The organism is Yinghuangia aomiensis, assembly GCF_039542225.1.
Taxonomy (GTDB): Bacteria; Actinomycetota; Actinomycetes; order Streptomycetales; family Streptomycetaceae; genus Yinghuangia; species Yinghuangia aomiensis.
In genome coordinates this window covers 39,353-59,679 of the sequence record NZ_BAABHS010000029.1, presented here as the reverse complement: position 1 = coordinate 59,679, position 20,327 = coordinate 39,353, and the positions used below count along the sequence as shown (strand labels likewise).

Here is a 20,327-nt window from a genome sequence, read left to right as displayed (position 1 = left end):
GGCTGCGGCGGCGCGGTGCCGCTTCACCCCCATGAACCAGGAGCCACCGATGGCCTTGCGGCCCGCTTTCTCCAGAGGCCACGTCGATTCGGGACGCCGCGCGGCGCGCCGGACGCGTGGCCTGCCCGCCATTGCGGCCGCGGTCGTCCTCGCTCTCGGGGCCGCCGGATGCGGCGGCGGCTCGAAGACGGCGGACAGCGGTGCGTCGGACGCGCCCGCCCGGCAGGGCGGCAAGATCAGCATCCCGCTCCCCGTCGACTCCCGGTCGCTGGACCCGTTCGTCGCGTCCTACACGGCGACCGCGGACGGCAGCCGCATGGCCGCGCTGTACGACTTCCTCATGACGCTCGACCCGAAGACCGGGGAAGTCCGCCCGCGCATCGCCGAGAGCCTCAAGCCCGACGCCGCCGGCAAGGTCTGGACGCTGAAGATCCGCCCCGGCGTGGCGTTCACGGACGGCACGCCCTACGACGCGGCCGCGGTCAAGGCCAACTGGGACGCGCACGCCGACCCGGCGATGAAGTCCCTGCGGCGGGGCCTCGTCGCGGGTGTCACCACCGAGGTCGCGGGCCCGCTCGAACTGCGGATCACGCTGGCGACGCCGAACCTGAGCTTCGACCGCACCGTCGCCTACGGCCTGTCCTTCATCGCCTCCCCGACCGCGTTCCGCGCAGACCCGGCGGGCTTCGGTGCGAAGCCGGTGGGTGCGGGCCCGTTCAAGCTCAAGGAATGGGTGCGCGGCGACCACCAGACGATGGTCCGCAACACCGCGTACTGGCAGCAGGGCCTGCCGCACCTCGACGAGGTGACGTTCAAGACCATGGCCGACAACCAGCAGATCCTCAACACCATCACCTCGGGTCAGGCAGACCTGACGGTGACCTCGGACGGCCAGGCCGGCGCGGACGCCAAGGCCAAGAAGCTCAGCGTTCAGACGCAGCAGGTGGACGGCGGGCAGTTCCTCCTCTTCAACGTGAAGCGGGCGCCGTTCGACGACCCGCGCGCACGCCGCGCGATCGCCCTCGCCATGGACGCCGGGGCCATGATGAAGACGCTGTTCAACGGTGACGTCAAGGCCGCCCCGGGCATGTTCCGCGAGAACTCGGCGCTGATCGATCCGTCGGTGGCCCAGCAGCCCTCGTACAACCAGGCCGAGGCGCAGCGGCTGTTCAACGAGCTGGCGGCCGAGGGCAAGCCGGTGAACTTCACGTTCCTGACGCAGCAGCACGCCACCGCGCGCAAGACGGCCGAGTACATGCAGAGCCGCATCAACCAGTACGCGAACGCGCACATGGAGATCGAGGCGATCGAGGTCGGCGCCTACATCACCAAGGGCCTGGTCAACCGGGACTTCCAGGCGCAGAACTACGGCATGTGGCAGGCGGACCCGGACCCCGCGTTCGACACGCTGCTGCGCTCGACCAGCGCGTCGAACTACGGCGGGTACGCGAACCCGGCCGTCGACCGCGCCCTCGACGCCGCTCGCGCGGCCACCACGCCGGAGGCCCGCAAGCAGGCGTACACCGACCTCGTCCGCGAGACCGGCAAGGACCTCCCGCTGTGGGTCTGGCAGGAAGCGACCACGTCGACGATCTCCCGGACCGGCATCACGGGAGTCGCCCTCGTCAGCGAGGGCCAGTTGCTGATGGACCAGATCGCCCTCACCGGCTGAGCAGTCACCGGAAGTCGCCGAAGCGCCCGTCGCCCGGTGCACGTTCCCGGCTGGGCGGCGAGGCGCGAACAACGCAGGGGAGAGGAGATTCCGTGGAGCGGGACAGCGGCCGGCTGGCCGGCAAAGTCGCCCTGATCACCGGTGCGGCCAAGGGGCAAGGAGCGGCGCACGCACGGCGCTTCGCGGCGGAGGGGGCGCGGGTCGTCCTCGCCGACGTGCTGGACGGGGAGGGCGGGAACGTCGCCGAGGCGATCGGTGCCGACGCCGTCTACACCCGCTTGGACGTCCGCAGCGAAACCGACTGGACGGCGGCCGTCCGGCTCGCGACGGACCGGTTCGGCCGGCTCGACGTGCTCGTCAACAACGCGGGCGTCAACCACTTCGCGTCGATCGCCGACACGACCACCGCCGACTTCATGCGGGTGGTCGAGATCAACCTGCTCGGCTGCTTCCTCGGCATCCGGACCGCCGCACCGGCCATCGGCGCGGCCGGCGGCGGGTCGATCGTCAACGTGTCCTCGATGAACGGACTCGTGGGCGCCGCTTACACCAGCGCCTATGTCGCCACCAAGTTCGCGATCCGCGGCCTCACCAAGGCGGCGGCCATCGAACTGGGCCCGCAGGGCATCCGGGTCAACTCGATGCACCCCGGAGCCGTCGACACCGACATGGCGCGGGACGGACTCGACATGGCACGGCAATCCGGCCTGGACCCCATGGCCAAACTGCCGCTCGGCCGGATCGGGACCGTCGAAGAGGCCGCCGGCCTCGCGCTGTTCCTCGCCTCGGACGAGTCGTCGTACTCCACCGGTTCGGAGTTCGTCTTCGACGGCGGCTGGACCGCGGGCGCGTGAAACGCGCCTGACCACGGGACGGCGCCGCACCTGACCGGCGTCGCCACCTCCTGGTATGGGATCCTTCCGGCGCGCCGTCCACCGCCGCCTCACGGCGGCACGGGCGGCGCGCCGGCCACCGGTACCGACAAGAAGCAGGAGGAGGCACACGATGCCCGAACGCCGTTCCCCGCCGACCGAACGGGTCACCCAGGTCCTCAACCTCCTGGCCGAGCACGCGGGCGCGCCCCTGCCGTTGGCCGTCATCGCCGAGCGCCTCGACCTCAGCAAGCCCACCTGCCTGGGCATCCTGACCACCCTGACGGAGACCGGGTTCGCCCACCGGACCGAGGACAAGACCTACCGCCTGGGCCCCGCACTCACCCGCATCGGCCGGGCGGCCGAGGGCGGCATCGCGCCACTCGACGTGCTGGTCCCGTTCCTCCACACCCTGCACAAGGACCTCGGACTGGGCTGCCTGCTGACCACGCTCCGGGACGGCGACCTCGTCGTCGTCGGCCGCGTGGGCGCCATCACCGTCGGCGGTCCGCGGGACCTGGTCGGCGAGCGCTTCCCGGCCATCCCGCCCCTCGGCCTGCCGGAACTGCTGTGGAGCAGCGACCAGGTCGTGGACTCCTGGCTGGACCAGCCGCCGCTGCTCCCCGTCGCCGCGCGGCGCAGCACGCTGCGCCGCATCGTGCGGGAAGCCCGCGCGTCCGGCTTCCTTGTCGAACGCCTCACCGAGGCCCCCGCCGCCCGCAACGACGTGCTGGCCGACCTGGTCACTTCGGGCATGTCGGAGGCCGTCATCACAACGCTCCGCCGCTACCTCCCGGACGTCGACTGGGCGGAGTTCACCGCGTCGGTCCCGGAAGGCACCACCGACGTGGGCACCATCCACGCCCCGGTCCACGACCACCACGGCAACCAGCGCTACACCATCTCCGTCGTGGCCGGCCGCCGCCGCGTACCCGCCCGCACCTGCGCGATGTGGACCCGCACCATCGCCGACCGGGCCCGCGAGGCATCGGCGGCGATCGGCGGGCAGAGCCCCTGGGAACTATGACCCGGTCGCGGCGGGCACGGCGGGCGCCCGAGCGGCGCGGTCCGGCGAAGTCGATTGCGTCGGCGGCGCCGTCACGCCCGAGGTGAGGTGCGCGTGACTCGGCGGGGCGCGGGAAGCGTCGTGGTGGAGCCGCGGACCCGCCGCGGCAGCCGCGAACACCCGGGAGGCGAACCCACGGCCATGGCAACCACCGCAGATGTCATCGCGGACTTCATCGACGACCACCGCAGGGCCGACCGGCTCTTGATCCGGATCAAGGCGCTGCCGTGGGGGGATCCCCGTCGCCGACGCCTCATCGGCGAGGCGATCGTCGTTCTGAGCCGCCATGCCGGCGCCGAGGCCCGGTTCCTGGATCCCCTGCTGCGGTTGCGGGTGGACGAAGGCGCCGACCTCGCCGGCCGCGAGCAGACCGACCGGACGCGCCTCGATCGTCTGCTGGGGGATCTCTCCTCCGCACGCGGCTCCGGCCCGCAGGCCGACACGCTCGTCACCCGAGTGCTGTTCGACTTCAGGGACCACGCCCGGCGGCAGGAGCACGTGCTCTTCCCCGCGCTCTGCGGGGCGGCTTCCGCCGCGGACTTGGACCGTGTCGCCGCGCAGTTGCGCGCGGCCCGCAGGCCGCTCGCGCAGCGACTTGCCGCATCGCCGCGCCCCTCGGACCCGGCAGGGAAAGAATTCGCCGAACTCGGCACATTAAGAAGCGATTTGCGGGCACCGCGTAGTTATGATTCCTATTATCCTGGTTCTCTTGCTGGCGCTCGTCCTCTTCGGCGCGGGGTTCGCACTGAAGGCCTTGTGGTGGATAGCGATCATCGTTCTGGTCTTCTGGCTGCTCGGATTCCTGTTCCGCAGCACCGGAACGGGCGGCGGGCGCGGGCGCTGGTACCGCTGGTAGTTCATGTGCGCATTGCCCGGCGTGGTTTCGGGGCTTCCCGGTCGTCCCGGGAAGGCTGCCGAGACCCGTGGGGGTGTGGCCCCGTCGGATGCGGGTAGCGGCTGGTGACGAGCCCCGATCGCCGGGCGCTCGGGTCTTGAGGAGGCTTACATGCTGATGGCCCACCCGGCGGTCCTGGCGAAGTTGGTCGCGGACTACGACGCGCTGGCGCTCTTGGGCGCCGAGCGGAGCACGCCCGAAGTGCAGCGCCGCATGGACGACTTGGCTTACACCCTGTGTGTGTCCACCGGCACCTCCGACGTCGACGCCGCGCTGGTCGCCGCACGACACCGGCTGCCCGGCGCGCAACCCGGCGACGATTCCCTGCTGACCGCCTGATCCCCCGATCGGGGCCGCGAGGCCCGTTCGAATGCTGCCGGGGTGGTGACGCGTACACGCGCCACCACCCCGGCAGCCACGTGTGTGCGTGTCCTCGCGCATATGCCGCCCGGTTGGCGTCCTTTGCGAACGCGCGCAAGCTGGAGGGGTGGCTCGTGCGGCGGACCCGGAGGCGGAGATGGTCAACACGGCGGACCTGCGGGAATGGGTCGGGCACCACGTGGTCGACGCGAAGGGCAAGAAGATCGGCTCCCTGGAGGCGGTCTACGTGGACACCCGATCCGATGACCCGGCGATGGCGACCGTGACGACGGGGCACGGCGGCCGACGCCGACTGGTCTTCGTCCCGGTCCACGACGCGGTCGTCGGCCCGGACTACGTCGAGGTGCCCTTCTCGAAGCCGCACGTGAAGTCGGCGCCCTCGATCGAGACCGACGGGGTGCTCGCCGCCGAAGACGAGCCGGGCATCTTCGGCTACTACGGTCTCCCGTACGAGCCCGGCATGGACGGCGAACGCCGGCTGGCCCGCCGCTGACGTCGGACGCGGACACCGTCGAGGAGGCCCCGTGGGATGGTTCTGGTTCCTGCTCCTGGTCGCCGTGGTCTGCGGCTTCATCGGCGTTCTGGCGAAGGGGCTGATCTGGCTCCTCGTCGTCGGAGTCGTGATCTTCGCCGGCGTCCTCGTGGTCGCGGGACTCCGCTTCCGCGGTCGCTCGCCGCGGCGCGGACGCCCGTGAGCCGGCCGGGCGGTCGCCGGCCGCGCCGTGTCGGGGTGGCATCCGCGCCGTCGGCGACGGTGGGCGTCGGGTCGGCGGTCAAGGTGGCGGGGAAGACCACGAGGACGGTGGCGGCGAGCAGCCGGGAGAGGTTCCCGACGGCCGACCCGACACCGGCCCGGTCGGCCGGAAGTGCGGCGAGTTGCCGAACGCATGCAGAAGGAACGCCCGCGCGTCAGATCCAGGCAGGCACCTGGGCGTAGCGGGCCCCGTGGCCGCCCTCCGGCAGAATGGCGCGGATCGCTGCCTGGTCGGCCTCGGTGAGGGTGACGTCGGCCGCGGCGGTGTTCTCCTCGATGCGGGCGATGCTGCGCGTGCCGGGGATGGGGACGATGTGCTCGCCTTGGGCGAGCAGCCAGGCCAGGGCGAGCTGCGAGACGGTGATGCCCTTGCCGGCGGCCAGTTCGGCGAGCCGGTCGACGGCGGCGACGTTCTTCTCGAAGTTGCCGGGCTGCCAGCGCGGGTCGGTGTTGCGCATGTCGGTGGCGTCGTACTGTCCGGCGGGCTTGGCGGTGCCGGTGATGAAGCCGCGCCCGAGGGGGGAGTAGGCGACGAAGCCGATGCCGAGTCCGTCCAGGACCGGGAAGAGCTGTTCGACGTCGCGCTCGAACAGGGAGTACTCGGTCTGCAGCACGGACACCGGCTGGACGGCGTGGGCGCGGCGGATGGTCTCGGGGCCGGCCTCGCTCAGGCCGAAGTACTTCACCTTGCCCGCGTCGATCAGCTCCTTCACCGTCCCGGCGACGTCCTCGATCGGCACCTCGGGGTCGACGCGGTGCTGGTAGAGCACGTCGATGTGGTCGGTGCCGAGGTAGCGCAGGCTGTTGTCGGCGACCTTGCGGATGTTGTCCGGGCGGCTGTTCAGGGCCCCGGTGAACGGCTGGGCGGCCAGGTCGAAGCCGAACTTGGTGGCCAGGACCACCTCGTCGCGGAAGTCCTTGACGGCCTGTCCGACCAGGGTCTCGTTGGAGCCGGTGCCCATGCCGTACAGCTCGGCGGTGTCGAAGAACGTGACGCCCAGGTCGTGGGCGCGCCGGAGGGTGGCGACGCCCTCCTGTACGTCGCCGGGCCCGTAGGCCAGCGTCAGCCCCATCGCCCCGTAGCCGATCGCCGAGACTTCCAGCCCCTGGGTGCCGAGTTTCCTGCGCTGCATGGCCTGCTCCCGTCGTCAAACCGAACCGTTCGGTATGACGCTACGCCGGGCGCCCGCCCAGGTCAAACCGAACGGTTCGGTACGATGGCGTCATGACCCGTTCCGGCGCCGCCGACTCCACCCGCGACCGCATCCTCGCCGCGGCCACGGACGAGTTCGCCCGGCACGGCATCGCCGGCGCCCGCGTCGACCGCATCGCCAAGAGCGCCCGCACCAGCAAGGAACGCGTCTACGCGTACTTCCGCAGCAAGGAAGACCTCTACCGCGTCGTCCGCGCCCAGGAACTCAGTGCGGTCGCCGAAGCCACCCGGATGGACCCGACCGACCTGCCCGGTTACGCGGGCCGCATCCACGACTACTTCGCCGCCCATCCGGACCGCTACCGGCTCATGGCTTGGGGCCAACTCGAACTCGGCGGCGCCGAAGGCCCGGACGACGACCCGATCCGCACGACCATCGCCCACAAGGTCGACCAGGTGCGCCGCGCCCAGGCGTCCGGGCACCTGGACCCGTCCTGGGACCCGCTCGACATCCTCGTCCTGCTCAACCAGATCGCGACGTCCTGGGCCGACCAACCCGACCTCGCCGCGGCGCTCCCCGCGTCCGAGCGGGCCGCGTATCTCGCGGCCCGCCGCGCGGGCGTGGTCGCCGCCGCTCAGCGGCTGTTCCCTCGGAATGGGCAGGGATGACGGGATCACAAGTGATCATCAGATGACGGGATCACAAGGGATCAAGGGATTACGGAAGTCTCCAGTCGTCACATGGCGAAGGTCTTGGATCGTCGGGTTGCGGCCATGCGTCGGAAACGGTGCCGGGCCCGGCACCGCGGTGGTCCGGCGGAGGAGCCGCCGCCCGCGGGTCACTCCGGCAGCAGCCGCCACAGGTGCAGGGCGAGGCGGACCTGGAGTTCGCGTCCGGCGTCCCGCCACTCGGCGCCGAGCAGGGCCGTGATGCGGTCGAGCCGCTGGGCGACCGTGTTGACGTGGATATGCAGGGTCTCGCCGGTGCGGGCCACGCTTCGCCCGGCGGCGAAGTAGGCCTCCACGGTGCGGGTCAACTCCGTTCCCCGGGCGCGGTCGTAGGCGAGGAGCGGTCCCAAGGCGTCCTGTACGAAGCCGGGAACGTCCTTCGTATTCGCCAGAAGCAGTCCCACGAAGCCGAGTTCGTCGGCTGCCGCCCCTTCGCCGCCGCGGCCGAGCGCGTACAGCGCGGCCAGGCAGCGGCGTGCCTCGGTGTAGGCGGCGGCCGGAGCCGCCGCATCGGCGACGGGTCCCGCGGCACCGGCGGTGACCGGGCGTCCCAGGGCGGTTCCGATCTCGGCGGCCGTGCGCCGGGCAGCGGCGGCCGCCGCCATGCGGGGGAGCAGCAGCACGGTGTGGCCGTCGACCTCGCCCGCGAGGCCGCCCGCTGTCGCGGCCAAATGCCCGGCGGCAGAGGCCAGCCGACTTCGATCGGCACCGGGGGCATCCGCCACGACGACGGCGTGCGGCTGCGCCAGATCGGCGCCGAGCCGTGCGGCACGGTCGGCGAGCGCCGCACGGTCGCGCGCGGTCCCGTCGATCAGGTCGTGGACCAGCTCGCTCGCCTGCCGGTGCTCGGCTTCGGCGACCGAGCGCCGGAACAGCAGCAGCAGCGCGACGATCATCGCCGCGCGTTCCAGAATCCGGGTGTCGGAAGCCGCCGATGCCGCGCTGTCGGCACCGCGCCGGACGAGCAGGCCCAGCCGCTCGGTGCCCGCGACCACCGGGACGACGTCGACACAACCTGCCCGGGCGGCCCGTCCGGTGGCCGTCGCCTGTTCGTTTGCCGCGGCGAAATCCGGTTCTTCCGTTCGGATTTCGGCGGTATCCGGGGTCTCCCCGAGCAGCAGGACGACCTCGCCCGCGACGAGTTCGGCGACCGTCTCGACGACCTGGCCGACCCCGGAGCCGGCCAGCACCAGCCCGGTGAGCCGGTCGTGTGCCGCGGCCGCCCGCTCGACCGAATCGCCGTGCCGCCGGGAGCGTTCGTTGGCCTCCGCCAAGTCGGCGACGGCGGCCCGGGTGTCGGCGAGCAGCGCGGCGTTCCCGATGGCCACGGCCGCGTGCGCGGCCAGCGAAGCGAGCAGGGACACCTCGTGCGCGCCGAAGACCCGGGTCCGCCGGTCGGACGCCCACAGCACACCGATCACCCGGTCGCCGGCCAGGAGCGGCACCGCGAGCATGGCGACGAGGCCCTCGTCGCGGACGTCGTCGTCGAGGCCGCGGGTGTGCCGGAAGCTGTCGTCCGCGAAGTAGTCGGCGGTGGTGAACGGCGTCCCGCGGGCGGCGACGAGACCGCCGATGCCCTCTCCGGCGGCCATCCGCACCCGTCGGAACCGCGGGGACACGACGCCCGCCGTCACCCGCAGGTAGGTGTCTCCGACGGCGGGGTCGTCGAGGGACAGGTAGGCGGTGTCCGTGGCGAGCAGCGACCGTGCGCGCTGCACGATCGCCCGCAGGATCTCGTCCTCGCCGCGCAGTGCCGCCAGATCGCCCGCGGTTTCGTTGAGGGCGGCCAGCTCCGCTTCGCGGCGGCGGCTCTCCCGGAGGACGTCGCGCAGCCGCAAGGCCGAGGCGTATGCGGCGTCGGCCTCGGCGAGGACCGCCGCATCGGCGCCCGCGGCGCGCAGCCGGCCGACCGCGGCTTCCAGCTCGGCGGGGTCGGCCTCGCGCAGCAGCAGATCGAGCAGCCCGCGCACGGCGGCGACCGCGGTCAGCGTGTCCATGGTGTTGTCCATCGGGGGGATCAAGCGCGGGGCGACAGGCGACACCCCGCGGCGGCGCGGAAGTCCCGGCCCGCCGAACACCGCCGCCCCGGCCCCGTCAGGTTATGCGGCGCGCGAGCGGCAGAGCATGGGGAATCGCCACACACTCCGAGGGAGGTATGTGTGTGCCCGGACCGTATCCGACCCCGGTCGGCGGTGCCTAGGGTCAGCCGACTATGGACAAGACATGGACTTCCGCCGCCGACGCGGTCGCCGACATCCCGGACGGGGCCACCGTCGCGGTCGGCGGATTCGGCCTCTGCGGCATCCCGCACGACCTGATCGAAGCGCTGCTGGACGCGGGAGCCGGCGGGCTCCACGTGGTCTCCAACAACTGCGGCGTCGACGACGGCGGCCTGGGCGTGCTGCTCGCCGCCAAGCGCATCGTCCGCACCACGTCGAGCTACGTGGGCGAGAACAAGGAGTTCGCCCGGCAGTACCTCGCCGGCGAACTGGAGGTGGAACTGGTCCCGCAGGGCACGCTCGCCGAGCGCCTGCGGGCCGGCGGCTCCGGCATCCCCGCGTTCTACACCCCGGCGGGCGTCGGCACCGCGGTCGCCGAAGGCGGCCTGCCCTGGCGCTACGCCGCCGACGGGTCCGTCGCGGTGGCGTCGCCGGCCCGGGAGACCCGGTTGTTCGGCGGTGTCGAGTACGTCCTCGAGGAGTCGGTCCGCACCGACTTCGCGCTGGTGCGCGCCGCGGTGGGGGACACCGACGGCAACCTCGTCTTCCACGCCTCCGCCCGCAACTTCAATCCCCTGGCGGCGATGGCCGGGCGTATCACCGTCGCCGAGGTGGAGCGCCTGGTCCCCGCGGGCGAACTGGACCCCGACGCGGTGCACCTGCCGGGGGTGTTCGTGCAGCGCGTGGTCGCCGTCGCCGACCCGGCGCGGAAGCGCATCGAGAAGCGCACGACCGCCCCGTCCGCGACGACCGCGACCACGACCGAGACCGGGAACTGACATGGCCCTCACCCGTGAAGAGATGGCCGCCCGCGCGGCCCGCGAACTGACCCCCGGCAGCTACGTCAACCTGGGCATCGGGCTGCCGACCCTCATCCCCGACCACCTCCCGCCGGGCGCCGACGTCGTCCTGCAGAGCGAGAACGGCATCCTCGGCGTCGGCCCGTACCCGGCGGAGCCGTACGTCGATCCGGACCTGATCAACGCGGGCAAGGAGACCGTGACCGTCCGGACCGGGGCGTCGTTCTTCGACTCCGCGCTGTCCTTCGCGATGATCCGCGGCGGGCACATCGACACCGCGGTGCTCGGCGGCATGCAGGTCTCGGCGGCCGGCGACCTGGCGAACTGGACGGTCCCCGGCCGCATGGTCAAGGGCATGGGCGGGGCGATGGACCTGGTGCACGGCGCGGGCCGGGTCATCGTGCTCATGGAGCACACCGCCAAGGACGGGACGCCCAAGATCGTCGAGCGCTGCACCCTGCCGCTCACCGGGCGCGGTGTCGTGCACCGCGTGATCACCGACCTCGCGGTCCTCGACGTCACCCCGACCGGCCTCGACCTGGTGGAGACCGCCCCGGGCGTGACGCCGGAGCAGGTGATCGCCGCGACCGCGGCGGAGCTGCGCGTGGTGCCATCGCTCCGACCGGTCTAGTCGGCCGGTTCTGCGCCGCCCTGGTCGAGCCGGAACGGCGGGTAGACGTCGGTCATCAACGCCGCATAGGCGGTGACCCTGAGTGTCCAGCGGTTCAGGCCCATCGCGAAGGCGAAGAGGCCGAGCGGGTAGCGCCGGGTGAACAGCAGGGCCACGCCCGCGATGAACACCAGCGCGGCCAGCAGGCCGGGCCCCTTCCAGAAGCCCGACGTGAAGGCCACGACGATGAGGTACTGCGGCAGGGCGAGGAGCCACCACTTGACCAGCACCAGGCCGCGGGACAGGTGTTCGGGGTAGTCGACGTCCAGATGCGCGGGGTAGCCGGGTTCCTCGCGGAGGCTGAACGGCGGGTAGCGGTCGGTCCCCAGGGCGTTGTAGCTGTAGAAGGCGACCCGCCAGGTCCACCGCATGACGCCGAGGTTGAAGTCGAAGAGGGCCCGCGGATAGCGCTCGGTGAACAGGATGGCGAAGAACGCGACGATGGTCGCGAGCAGGAAGCCGATCCACAGGAACACGAGCACGATGGCGTGGGGGATGATCAGCAGCCACTTGACCAGCCACAGCCAGCGCGACAGGTCGGGCGCCAACGCCCCTTCCAAGCGGGCCGGGGTTCTCGGCCTCGCGGGAGTGGGGGCCGGACCGGCGTGGTCGGTGTCCATGGGGGCCTCCTGACCGCGAGGGCTCGACCGGTCGCTTGCTCTCGACCGGGTGTTTGCCCTTGGTTCGAGCCTGCCCCCGGTCGGCCCTGCCTGCCAGCGGAGGACGGATCCCCGGCTACGGGGCAGTGCCGGGCCCGGCACTGCCCCGTAGCCGGCGGGCTCGGCGGCCCCGGTGCGCACGGCGGTGCGCAGCGGCGGCCGCCGTTCAGCCGCCGTAGCGGCCGGTGTCCGCCGCGATCGTCGGCACGATCCGGGCCGCGCAGCGCGCCGCCACCGCGGAGACGGTGAGCGCCGGCGGCACTCCCGCCGACGAGCCGTGCAGCAGGGAACCGTCCACGACGTACAGGTTGCGGTAGCCGTGGAGGCGGCCCGCGGTGTCGCACGCGAGGCCGAGCGGGACGCCGCCGACGGTGTTGCCGCTGGCGCCGGAGATGGTGAGTTCCGTGCGGGTGCCCGGGTTGGCCGCGTTCAGCTTGTCCAGGGTGGCGTGCATCGCGTCCGTCATGCGGCGGACGCGGGGGTCGTCGACCGGCCAGGTCATGCGCACTTCGCCGCTGTCGGCGTCGTAGCGGTAGCTGCCGGCCGGCGGGGAAGGGGAGGCGCCGATGGCGGCGATGGCGCCCACGCCGGGAGGCGCGTCGACCCACGGGAAGTTGAGCATCGCGGTCGGCGCGTGCGGGTTCTCCGTGTCGCGGACGAGGATCGCCGAAGGGCCGCCCTGGCCCGGGTTGTTCTCCGGCATGCCCGTGCGGATGGTGACCAGCTCGCTGTTGCCGATCATGCTGCCGACGGACGCGTCCAGGTCGGGGAGGGCGCCGGTTCCGCGGGCTCGGACGAGCATCCGGGTGGTGCCGAGCGAGCCTGCGGACAAGATGAGGTGCCGGGCGGTCAGGCTGCCGCGGCCGAGGACCCGGCCCGTCTCGTCGATCCGCCGGTACTCCACGCGGTAGCCGGCGCCGTCCGGGTGCACGCCGGTCACGTCGGTGAGCGTGCGGACGTCGACCCGCAGGGTCGCCTCGGCCCGGGCGAGCAGGGTGCGGTCCAGGCTGCGCTGGGCGCCGCTGTTGACGCCGAACAGGTTCAGGCCGAGGAGTTCGGCCATGACCCGGGTGCCGTCCGCCTCGCCGCGGATGGCGTCCCAGTCGACGGCGAGGGCGACCTTCTCCACGCTGAGCCCGGCTTTGGCGGCCTGGTCGGCGAACGTGCGCGCGGACTCGTAGAAGGGCGACGCGTACAGCTCGTCCGGGATGGGGCTGCAGCCGATCAGCGAACGCGCCTCGGGGTACCAGCGCTCGTGCATCTCGTCGTAGTCGAGGCTGTCGCCGAAGGCGTCGCGGAAGAGCCGGGGGAGCGGTTCGATCATCGTGCCGTTGCTGGTGAGGGACGCGCCGCCGTATCCGGCCGCGGCGAGCACGGTGGTCCCCTCACCTTCGAAGGACTCCAGGATGCCCGTGTACTTGTCGAACACGGCTTCGCTCAACGGCGACTTCGTGTCGAGCCAGGCGGCCCGGCCGTCGGGGGCGACCTGGGTGGTGAACGTGTCGCCGGCCGGGGTGACGGGCCAGCGGCGTCCGCGCTCGATCAGCACGCACCGGACTCCCGCCTCGGCCAGCCGCAGCGCGGTGATCGCGCCGCCGTAGCCGCTTCCGACGATGACGACGTCGGCGCGTTCGTGTGTCGCTTCCACAGGGCCTCCCGGTTGTGCCGCCGCGGATCGGCGGGCGAGGCGGACGACGCGGTCCGCGGTGTCCCGTCGAGACTCGCCGGTGGGCATCGAGCCCGGCTGAAGCCCTGGTCCAGGGAGGGAGGCGCCGCGCGGCCGACCGGCCGCGCGGCGCGGCGTGCCCGGTCAGGCGCCGACCGGGCGGCGCGTCGTGCGGCGGGCGTAGCGCGGCTCCCAGACCAGCCGGCAGATCGCCCGCACCGGCGGCGGCAGCATGCCGCGGATGGCGCGGGCCGCGGGCTGGGGGCGGGCGTCGACCAGCCACGGGAAGAACTCGGCGGCGCCGGAGAGGCCCATCGCCTTGCGCTGCGCGTCGCTGAAGGCTTTCCAGTCGGCCAGGGGCAGCCGCTGCTCGACGAGCGGCAGCGCCTCGCGTTCCTCGTGCTCCAGGTGGCCGCCTAGTACGGTGGCCAACTCGTCGAAAAGGCCGGGGAGTTCCCCGGTGTCCGCGAGGTGGCCGTACAGGCGCGCCTCGATGGCGTCCAGGACCGGGTTGAGGCGCTGGTGCTCCTCCTCCATCGCGTCGAGCATCAGGGCGGCGCCGGGCAGGTCCCGGACGAGGGGGCGCAGCGGCGGCCACAGGTATTCGTCCTCGAAGCGGTGGTGGATGTCGAGGAAGCGCCGGAAGACCTGCCAGCCTTCCAGGGAGATGGTGCCGCGTCCGCTTCCGGCGGCCCGGCGCAGGCGCTCGGCGTCGCGCCGGAAGGCTTCGTGTGCGGCGTGCATGAGGGTGAGGTCGGGGGTCGCGGTGCCGGTCGTTCCGGTCGTCATGTCGGTGTCCTGTCCAGGCCCGGTGCGGCTGCCCCCCGGTGTGCCCGGTGCGTCCGGTGCGTCCGGTGCCGGGGGTCCGCCGTCCAATGTATGGAACATATTGTTCCAAAAACTGAGTATCCCCAGCATGGCCGCTCCCGGCCTTTCGGTGCAAGATGTTCCAGAGTTTTGGCTGTGGGCGGCACCGGCCGGCCGTCCGGTTCTCCATCCGTGCTTGCCCGAGCGTTGAGCACGGGGCGCGAGGGTGGTCGCCGGGGCCGGCCAGGTCGCGCCGGCCGGCCCCGTCCGTCTTCGGAACTCAAGGAGTCGCCGTGGTCGTCTTCGTCGAACAACTCTCCCTCACCGGCACGGAACCCGAGTTCCGGCGGATCCACCAGCGGATCGCCGAGTTCATGGCGGACCGCCCGGGCTTCGTCCGCTGGCTGCTCGTGCGCTCCACCAAGGACCCGGGAGTGTTCTTCAACATCGCCGAGTGGGACGCCGAGGAGTCGTTCCGCGCGGCCGTCGCCGAGCCGGAGTTCATGGTCCGGCTGCGCCCGCTGTTCGCCGTGGTCGCGCAGGACCACTCGCACATGAACGACGTGGTGTTCAGCGGGTTCCCGGCGCCGGAGGGCACCGTCCCGGCGGCCCCCGGGGGTGCCCGGTGAAGTTCGGCATCAGCTTCTTCCCGACGGTCGGACCGGCGGACAAGGACGCGTACCGGCACTACGCCGAGTGCCTGGCGCTGGTCGAGCTTGCCGAGGAACTGGGCTACGACCACGTCAAGGCCGTCGAGCACTACTTCTTCGAGTACGGCGGATACAGCCCGGACCCGGTCACGTTCCTCGCCGCCGCGGCCGCACGCACGTCCCGGATCCGGCTGGTCACCGGCGCGGTCCTGCCCGCCTTCACCCACCCGATCAAGCTCGCCGCGAAGCTCGCGATGCTGGACAACATCTCCGGCGGCCGGCTCGACGCCGGGTTCGGACGCGCTTTCCTGCCTGACGAGTTCGCGTGGTTCGAGGTCCCGATCGACGAGAGCCGGTCGCGGTTCGACGAGGGCGTCGAGGCGTGCCGGCGGCTGTGGGCCGAGGAAGACGTCGAGTGGCGGGGCACCTACCACCGGTTCGGCCCGGTCACGCTGCTGCCCCGGCCGTTCCGGCAGCCGCATCCGCCGATCCTCGTCGCGGCGGCGCTCACGCCGTCCTCCTGCGAGGCCGCCGGGCGCAACGGGTACGGGCTGATGCTCGTCCCGGCCATCAACCCGCGCGAGAAGGTGCAGGACATGCTCGGGCTGTACCGCAAAGCCTGGGCGGACGCGGGGCACGAGCCCGGCGCGGACGTCGTGCACCTGTCGTACAACGCCTACCTGGCCGAGGACGCCGACGAGGCGTTCGCCGGCGGCGACGCCTGCTCGCTGCGGATGAACCACGCGATGCGCGACGCGGTCGCGGCCTGGGGGCGCACCCGCAGCGACAACTACGTGGGCTACGAGAACATCGTCAAGAAGATCGCCCAGCACGACTTCGCCGGTGCCCTGGCCGACAACCGGCTGCTGGTCGGCACCCCGGAGCAGGTCACCGGCCAACTGCGGGCCATCCGCGACTGGTTCGGCGACGTCACGATCAGCCTGCAGGTCATCACCGGCAACCCGTCCTATGAGGACGCGGTGCGCACCGTGCGCCTGTTCGGCGAGCAGGTCGCCCCGCACTTCGCCGACTGACCGCACGCACCGAGGGCCATGGGCGCCACCACGCTGTGGCGGCCCATGGCCCCGTCATTTCGCGCCGGCCGCGGACGTTCCCCTCCCGCACCGCCCGGGTGCGCGCGGCCTGCTGCGGCGCCGCATGTCAGCCGCTGCGCACCGCGAGGTCCAGGGTGAGACCGGGGTCGTGCCCGGGCGGGGCGTCGATCGTCGGGTCGCAGGACAGGACGGCCTGGTGGAGGCGGCGCATCCGGGGTGACGGGGTGAGGCCCAGCTCGACGTCGAGGGTCGTCCGCAGCCGCTGGAACGACTCCAGCGCCTGCGCCTGCCGGCCGGACCGGTACAGGGCGAGCATCAGTTGGGCGTGGTAGTTCTCGTTCGTGAGGTGCGTGGCGGCCAGTTCGGCCAGCTCGCCCACGATCTGGTGGTGGCGCCCCAAGCGCAGGTCGGCTTCGATGCGCTGCTCCAGGACGGCGGTTCGGCGTTCCGCCAGTCCGATCAGGTGGGCCCGCATCAGGGGGCCGGCCTTGACGTCGGCCAAGGCGTCCCCGCACCACAGGGCGAGGGCGTCCCCGAAGCAGGCCGAGGCCGTGAGGTCGTCGCCGCGCGCCAGTGCCGCGCGCCCGTCCGCGACCAGCGCCTCGTAGACGTGACGGTCCAACTGCCCCGGCCCGACGACCAGTTGGTAGCCATTGTCATGGGTTCGCAGTATGGTGCGTGCGTGCCGGAGCGAACCGATCTCCGGGCACAGCGCCAAGGCTCGGCGCAGCTGCAGCACGTAGGTCTGGAGGGTCGACAGCGCGCTGTCGGGCGGCTGCAGGTCCCACAGTTCCTCGATGCAGGACTTGGTGGAAGTGACATGGTTGGCGTTCAGTAACAGGAATGCCAGGAGCTGTCGTTGCTTCGGTGCGCTCGGCACGTACGAGCGGCCTGCCGCGGTCATGCGCAGCGGGCCGAGAATTCCGAATTCCATGGCTGGATTGCCTCTCCCTACCGCCGGGGTGATTCCGCGGCGGGTGTCGGTCGGTCGTCCGTGAACCATCCCGACCGCGCCTACGGGGACGGCAGGCCCAGGTGTTCCCCCGTCATGCCCAACTCCAATATGTGATGAATGGCCTAGACGCCTCGGGCTGTTCCGGCGGTGGCGGGAAGGCCGCGAAGGGTCGCCGGCGGACCCCGCCACACGGACGAAGTTAGGCATAGCCACGTGTGGAGTTCCAGGCGCCGACGGTAAATTCTGTGTTGCCTTCGGGTGCGGCTCCTTCTATCGCTTCACTTTGAGACAAGATCGCGGACGGCGTCCCATGTGGTGGGCGTATACCCGTCGCTGATCCTTCCGTCGCAGGTCAGAGGCTATGGAGCGGCGCGGCCGAGGAGTTTTCCGGCCGGTTGGAAACGCCGTTAACTCTGGTACATCAAGCCCCGAATCTTGAACTTGCGGAACTGAATGTTCCTAAGTTGGGGGCCTCGGAGGCCCGTTCGGGACCGCTCCGCCGGGCACTCGTGCGGCTTGCGGTCCGCACTCCAGCGCGGCTCCAGCCGGGGGGCCCAACGTGAATCGCACATCGACCCGTCAGGCCCTGCGGCAGCACCGCAGCAAGACCGCAGCAAGCGCACCGCCCTCGCGGTGACACGGAAAGGCAGCGCTGTGACACGGACTTCACCCGCCGACGGCGGCCGGCCCCGCCGGGTGGTGATCACCGGAATCGGAGTGGTCGCCCCCGGAGGCCTGGGCACCAAGGCATTCTGGGAACTCGTCTCCTCCGGCCGCACCGCCACCCGCCGCATCTCCCTGTTCGACGCGTCCTCCTACCGCTCCCGGGTCGCCGGCGAAGCCGACTTCGACCCGGTCGCGGAAGGCCTGACGCAGCAGCAGATCCGGCGCACCGACCGGGCCGGCCAGTTCGCGATCGTCGCCGCCCGCGAAGCCCTCGCCGACAGCGGCGTCGACGCGCACGACGCCGACCCCGCCCGCACCGGCGTGACGATCGGAACCGCGGTCGGCAGCACCATGAGCCTGGAACGCGAGTACGCGGCCATCAGCGACGCCGGGCGCCTGTGGAACGTCGACCACGTCTACGGGATGCCGCACTTCTACGACTGGTTCACCCCCGGCTCCCTCGCCCGCGAGGTCGCCCACACCGCCGCCGCCGAAGGCCCCGCGGCCGTCGTCTCCTCGGGCTGCACGTCCGGGCTGGACGCCGTCGGGCACGCCGCCGAGCTGATCCGCGACGGCTCGGCCGACGTCATGGTCGCGGGCGCCACCGACGCCCCGATCTCCCCGATCGCGGTGGCCTGTTTCGACGCGATCAAGGCCACCACACCGCGCAACGACGACCCCGAGCACGCGTCGCGGCCGTTCGACCGCACCCGCAACGGCTTCGTCCTCGGCGAAGGCAGCGCGGTGTTCGTGCTGGAGGAACTCGGCCGGGCCCGGGCCCGCGGCGCGCACATCTATGCCGAGATCGCCGGCTTCGCCACCCGCTGCAACGCCTTCCACATGACGGGCCTGCGGCCGGACGGACGCGAGATGGCCGAGGCCATCCGCGTCGCCCTCGACGAGGCCCGGCTGCCGGGCACCGCGGTCGACTACATCAACGCCCACGGATCCAGCACCAAGCAGAACGACCGGCACGAGACCGCCGCCTTCAAGCACGCCCTCGGCGCCCACGCCTACGCGACGCCCGTCAGCTCCATCAAATCCATGATCGGCCACTCGCTCGGCGCCATCGGCTCGATCGAGATCGCCGCCTCCGTCCTCGCGATGGAACACGGCCTGGTCCCGCCGACGGCGAACCTGCACGAGCCCGACCCCGAGTGCGACCTGGACTACGTGCCGCTGGTCGCCCGCGAGCAGCGCACCGACACCGTGCTCACCGTCGGCAGCGGCTTCGGCGGCTTCCAGAGCGCCATGGTCCTGGCCCGCCCGGACCGGGCCGGCGCGGAGGCCGCCGCATGACCGCCGCCGGACCCGCCACCCGCACCGCGCCCGCCACGCCCGGCACCGGCGACGACCCGGCGGCGGACACCGCCGCCCCGTCGGTCCGGCCGCACAGCGGCCGGACCGTCGTCACCGGCATCGGCATCGCCGCGCCGAACGGCCTTGGCACCGAGGCGTACTGGCACGCCCTGCTCCGCGGACGGAACGGCATCGACCGCATCCGCCGCTTCGACCCCGCGCAGTACCCGGTCACCCTGTTCGGGGAGGTGCCGGACTTCACCGCGAAGGACCACCTGCCCAGCCGCCTCCTCCCGCAGACCGACCACATGACGCAGCTCGCGCTCACCGCCGCGGAGTGGGCGCTCGAGGACGCCGGCGTCACGCCCGGATCGCTGCCCACGTTCGACATGGGCGTCGTCACGGCCAACGCCTACGGCGGCTTCGAGTTCAGCCAGCGCGAGCTGGAGAAGCTGTGGAGCCGCGGCGGCAACCATGTCAGCGCATACCAGTCGTTCGCGTGGTTCTACGCGGTCAACTCCGGCCAGGTCTCGATCCGGCACGGGATGCGCGGCCCCGGCGGCGTGATCGTGAGCGAGCAGTCCGGCGGCCTGGACGCGGTGGCCCAGTCGCGCCGCCAGGTCCGCAAGGGCATGCCGCTCCTGCTCAGCGGCGGTATCGACGGCGCCCTGTGCCCGTTCGGCTGGGCCGCGTACCTGACCAACTCCCAACTGAGCACCGCCACCGACCCGGAGCGGGCCTATCTGCCGTTCGACGCGGCCGCCTCGGGCTGGATCCCCGGCGAAGGCGGCGCGCTGCTCGTCGTCGAGGACGAGGCCGGCGCCCGTGCCCGTGGTGCCTCCCGCCCGTACGGCGAAATCCGCGGGTACGCCGCGGGCTTCGACCCGGCGCCGGAGACCGGACGGCCGCCCGTGCTGCGGCGGGTGATCGAACAGGCGCTCGCCGACGCGGGGCTTGCCCCCGCCGACATCGACGTGGTGTTCGCGGACGCGGCGGGCGTCCCCGAGCTCGACCGGATCGAAGCCGCGGCGATCACCGCCGTCTTCGGGGTCCGCGGTGTCCCCGTCACGGCACCCAAGACCATGACCGGCCGACTCGCCGCGGGCGGGTCGGCACTCGACCTCGCCACCGCCCTGCTCACCCTGCGGCACGGCGCCATCCCGCCGACCGTGCACGTCGCGACACCCGCACCCGGATGCGAAGACCTCGACCTGGTGCTCGGCGAACCCCGGCCGGGCACGCCGCGCACCGCGCTGGTGATCGCGCGCGGATACGGCGGATTCACCTCGGCGATGGCCGTGTCCGCACCGCGCGACGCCGCCTGACCCCGGATTCCCCGACCACGAACGCACGCACGAA

20 protein-coding genes and 1 pseudogene are annotated in these 20,327 nt (G+C 72.2%); 15 read left to right on the top strand and 6 right to left on the bottom strand.

Annotated elements, in window-relative coordinates; all coding sequences use genetic code 11:
- The first annotated feature begins 49 nt into the window (after positions 1-49).
- The 8 genes and pseudogenes from ABEA93_RS31535 to ABEA93_RS31500 all read left to right on the top strand — a co-directional run bounded on the left by ABEA93_RS31535 (position 50) and on the right by ABEA93_RS31500 (position 5,581).
- Positions 50-1,672: an ABC transporter substrate-binding protein gene (locus tag ABEA93_RS31535; protein WP_345679276.1), complete on the top strand. Its 1,623-nt coding sequence runs from the start codon at positions 50-52 to the stop codon at positions 1,670-1,672.
- A 92-nt stretch (positions 1,673-1,764) separates the two neighbouring features.
- A complete protein-coding gene (locus tag ABEA93_RS31530) occupies positions 1,765-2,526 on the top strand; it encodes a glucose 1-dehydrogenase (RefSeq protein ID WP_345679275.1) in 762 nt (253 codons plus the stop codon).
- Positions 2,527-2,677: 151 nt separating this feature from the next.
- Positions 2,678-3,571, top strand: coding sequence for a helix-turn-helix domain-containing protein (locus tag ABEA93_RS31525; protein WP_345679274.1), 894 nt, complete (start codon positions 2,678-2,680; stop codon positions 3,569-3,571).
- A gap of 180 nt (positions 3,572-3,751) precedes the next feature.
- Positions 3,752-4,066 (top strand): annotated as a pseudogene (locus ABEA93_RS42205) (hypothetical protein); the annotation flags it as partial.
- 229 nt (positions 4,067-4,295) lie between these two features.
- Complete coding sequence (locus tag ABEA93_RS31515; RefSeq protein ID WP_345679272.1) at positions 4,296-4,466, top strand: DUF5670 family protein; 171 nt, start codon at positions 4,296-4,298, stop codon at positions 4,464-4,466.
- A 150-nt stretch (positions 4,467-4,616) separates the two neighbouring features.
- On the top strand, positions 4,617-4,844 hold the full coding sequence (locus ABEA93_RS31510; protein ID WP_345679271.1) for a DUF5133 domain-containing protein: 228 nt from the start codon (positions 4,617-4,619) through the stop codon (positions 4,842-4,844).
- 148 nt (positions 4,845-4,992) lie between these two features.
- A complete protein-coding gene (locus ABEA93_RS31505; protein ID WP_425585177.1) occupies positions 4,993-5,379 on the top strand; it encodes a PRC-barrel domain-containing protein in 387 nt (128 codons plus the stop codon).
- Between the two features lie 31 nt (positions 5,380-5,410).
- Complete coding sequence (locus ABEA93_RS31500; protein ID WP_345679270.1) at positions 5,411-5,581, top strand: hypothetical protein; 171 nt, start codon at positions 5,411-5,413, stop codon at positions 5,579-5,581.
- A 214-nt stretch (positions 5,582-5,795) separates the two neighbouring features.
- On the opposite strand, the gene ABEA93_RS31495 is transcribed toward ABEA93_RS31500, so the two are convergent.
- A complete protein-coding gene (locus tag ABEA93_RS31495; protein WP_345679269.1) occupies positions 5,796-6,773 on the bottom strand; it encodes an aldo/keto reductase in 978 nt (325 codons plus the stop codon).
- A gap of 92 nt (positions 6,774-6,865) precedes the next feature.
- Here ABEA93_RS31495 and ABEA93_RS31490 point away from each other — a divergent pair, with 92 nt between their 5' ends.
- Positions 6,866-7,462, top strand: a complete 597-nt coding sequence (locus ABEA93_RS31490; RefSeq protein WP_345679268.1) for a TetR/AcrR family transcriptional regulator — start codon at positions 6,866-6,868, stop codon at positions 7,460-7,462.
- A 170-nt stretch (positions 7,463-7,632) separates the two neighbouring features.
- Here the strand turns inward: ABEA93_RS31490 and ABEA93_RS31485 are convergent, their stop codons facing one another.
- Positions 7,633-9,531 carry a helix-turn-helix domain-containing protein gene (locus tag ABEA93_RS31485; protein ID WP_345679267.1) on the bottom strand — a complete coding sequence of 633 codons (1,899 nt, stop codon included), beginning with the start codon at positions 9,529-9,531 and terminating at the stop codon, positions 7,633-7,635.
- A gap of 203 nt (positions 9,532-9,734) precedes the next feature.
- Here ABEA93_RS31485 and ABEA93_RS31480 point away from each other — a divergent pair, with 203 nt between their 5' ends.
- Positions 9,735-10,520 carry a CoA transferase subunit A gene (locus ABEA93_RS31480; protein ID WP_345679266.1) on the top strand — a complete coding sequence of 262 codons (786 nt, stop codon included), beginning with the start codon at positions 9,735-9,737 and terminating at the stop codon, positions 10,518-10,520.
- A 1-nt stretch (position 10,521) separates the two neighbouring features.
- A complete protein-coding gene (locus tag ABEA93_RS31475; protein ID WP_345679265.1) occupies positions 10,522-11,172 on the top strand; it encodes a 3-oxoacid CoA-transferase subunit B in 651 nt (216 codons plus the stop codon).
- Here ABEA93_RS31475 and ABEA93_RS31470 read toward each other — a convergent pair.
- The 3 genes from ABEA93_RS31470 to ABEA93_RS31460 form a co-directional block, all read right to left on the bottom strand.
- Positions 11,169-11,831, bottom strand: a complete 663-nt coding sequence (locus ABEA93_RS31470) for a DUF4389 domain-containing protein (RefSeq protein WP_345679264.1) — start codon at positions 11,829-11,831, stop codon at positions 11,169-11,171. The genes ABEA93_RS31475 and ABEA93_RS31470 overlap by 4 nt on opposite strands.
- A gap of 205 nt (positions 11,832-12,036) precedes the next feature.
- Positions 12,037-13,518 carry an FAD-dependent monooxygenase gene (locus ABEA93_RS31465; protein WP_345679263.1) on the bottom strand — a complete coding sequence of 494 codons (1,482 nt, stop codon included), beginning with the start codon at positions 13,516-13,518 and terminating at the stop codon, positions 12,037-12,039.
- A 162-nt stretch (positions 13,519-13,680) separates the two neighbouring features.
- Positions 13,681-14,325 carry a hemerythrin domain-containing protein gene (locus tag ABEA93_RS31460; RefSeq protein ID WP_345679262.1) on the bottom strand — a complete coding sequence of 215 codons (645 nt, stop codon included), beginning with the start codon at positions 14,323-14,325 and terminating at the stop codon, positions 13,681-13,683.
- Positions 14,326-14,636: 311 nt separating this feature from the next.
- Between ABEA93_RS31460 and ABEA93_RS31455 the strand changes: the two genes are divergently transcribed.
- Together ABEA93_RS31455 and ABEA93_RS31450 are read left to right on the top strand one after the other, a co-directional pair.
- Entirely contained in the window at positions 14,637-14,972 is a 336-nt protein-coding gene (locus tag ABEA93_RS31455; protein WP_345679261.1) for an antibiotic biosynthesis monooxygenase family protein, read from the top strand.
- Positions 14,969-16,027: an LLM class flavin-dependent oxidoreductase gene (locus ABEA93_RS31450; protein WP_345679260.1), complete on the top strand. Its 1,059-nt coding sequence runs from the start codon at positions 14,969-14,971 to the stop codon at positions 16,025-16,027. Before ABEA93_RS31455 ends, ABEA93_RS31450 begins: the two co-directional genes overlap by 4 nt.
- 127 nt (positions 16,028-16,154) lie before the next feature.
- Here ABEA93_RS31450 and ABEA93_RS31445 read toward each other — a convergent pair whose 3' ends face one another.
- Entirely contained in the window at positions 16,155-16,982 is an 828-nt protein-coding gene (locus tag ABEA93_RS31445) for an AfsR/SARP family transcriptional regulator (protein ID WP_345679259.1), read from the bottom strand.
- Between the two features lie 675 nt (positions 16,983-17,657).
- Between ABEA93_RS31445 and ABEA93_RS31440 the strand changes: the two genes are divergently transcribed.
- Positions 17,658-18,968, top strand: coding sequence for a beta-ketoacyl-[acyl-carrier-protein] synthase family protein (locus ABEA93_RS31440; protein WP_345679258.1), 1,311 nt, complete (start codon positions 17,658-17,660; stop codon positions 18,966-18,968).
- Complete coding sequence (locus ABEA93_RS31435; protein WP_345679257.1) at positions 18,965-20,293, top strand: ketosynthase chain-length factor; 1,329 nt, start codon at positions 18,965-18,967, stop codon at positions 20,291-20,293. Before ABEA93_RS31440 ends, ABEA93_RS31435 begins: the two co-directional genes overlap by 4 nt.
- The last annotated feature ends 34 nt before the right edge of the window (positions 20,294-20,327 follow it).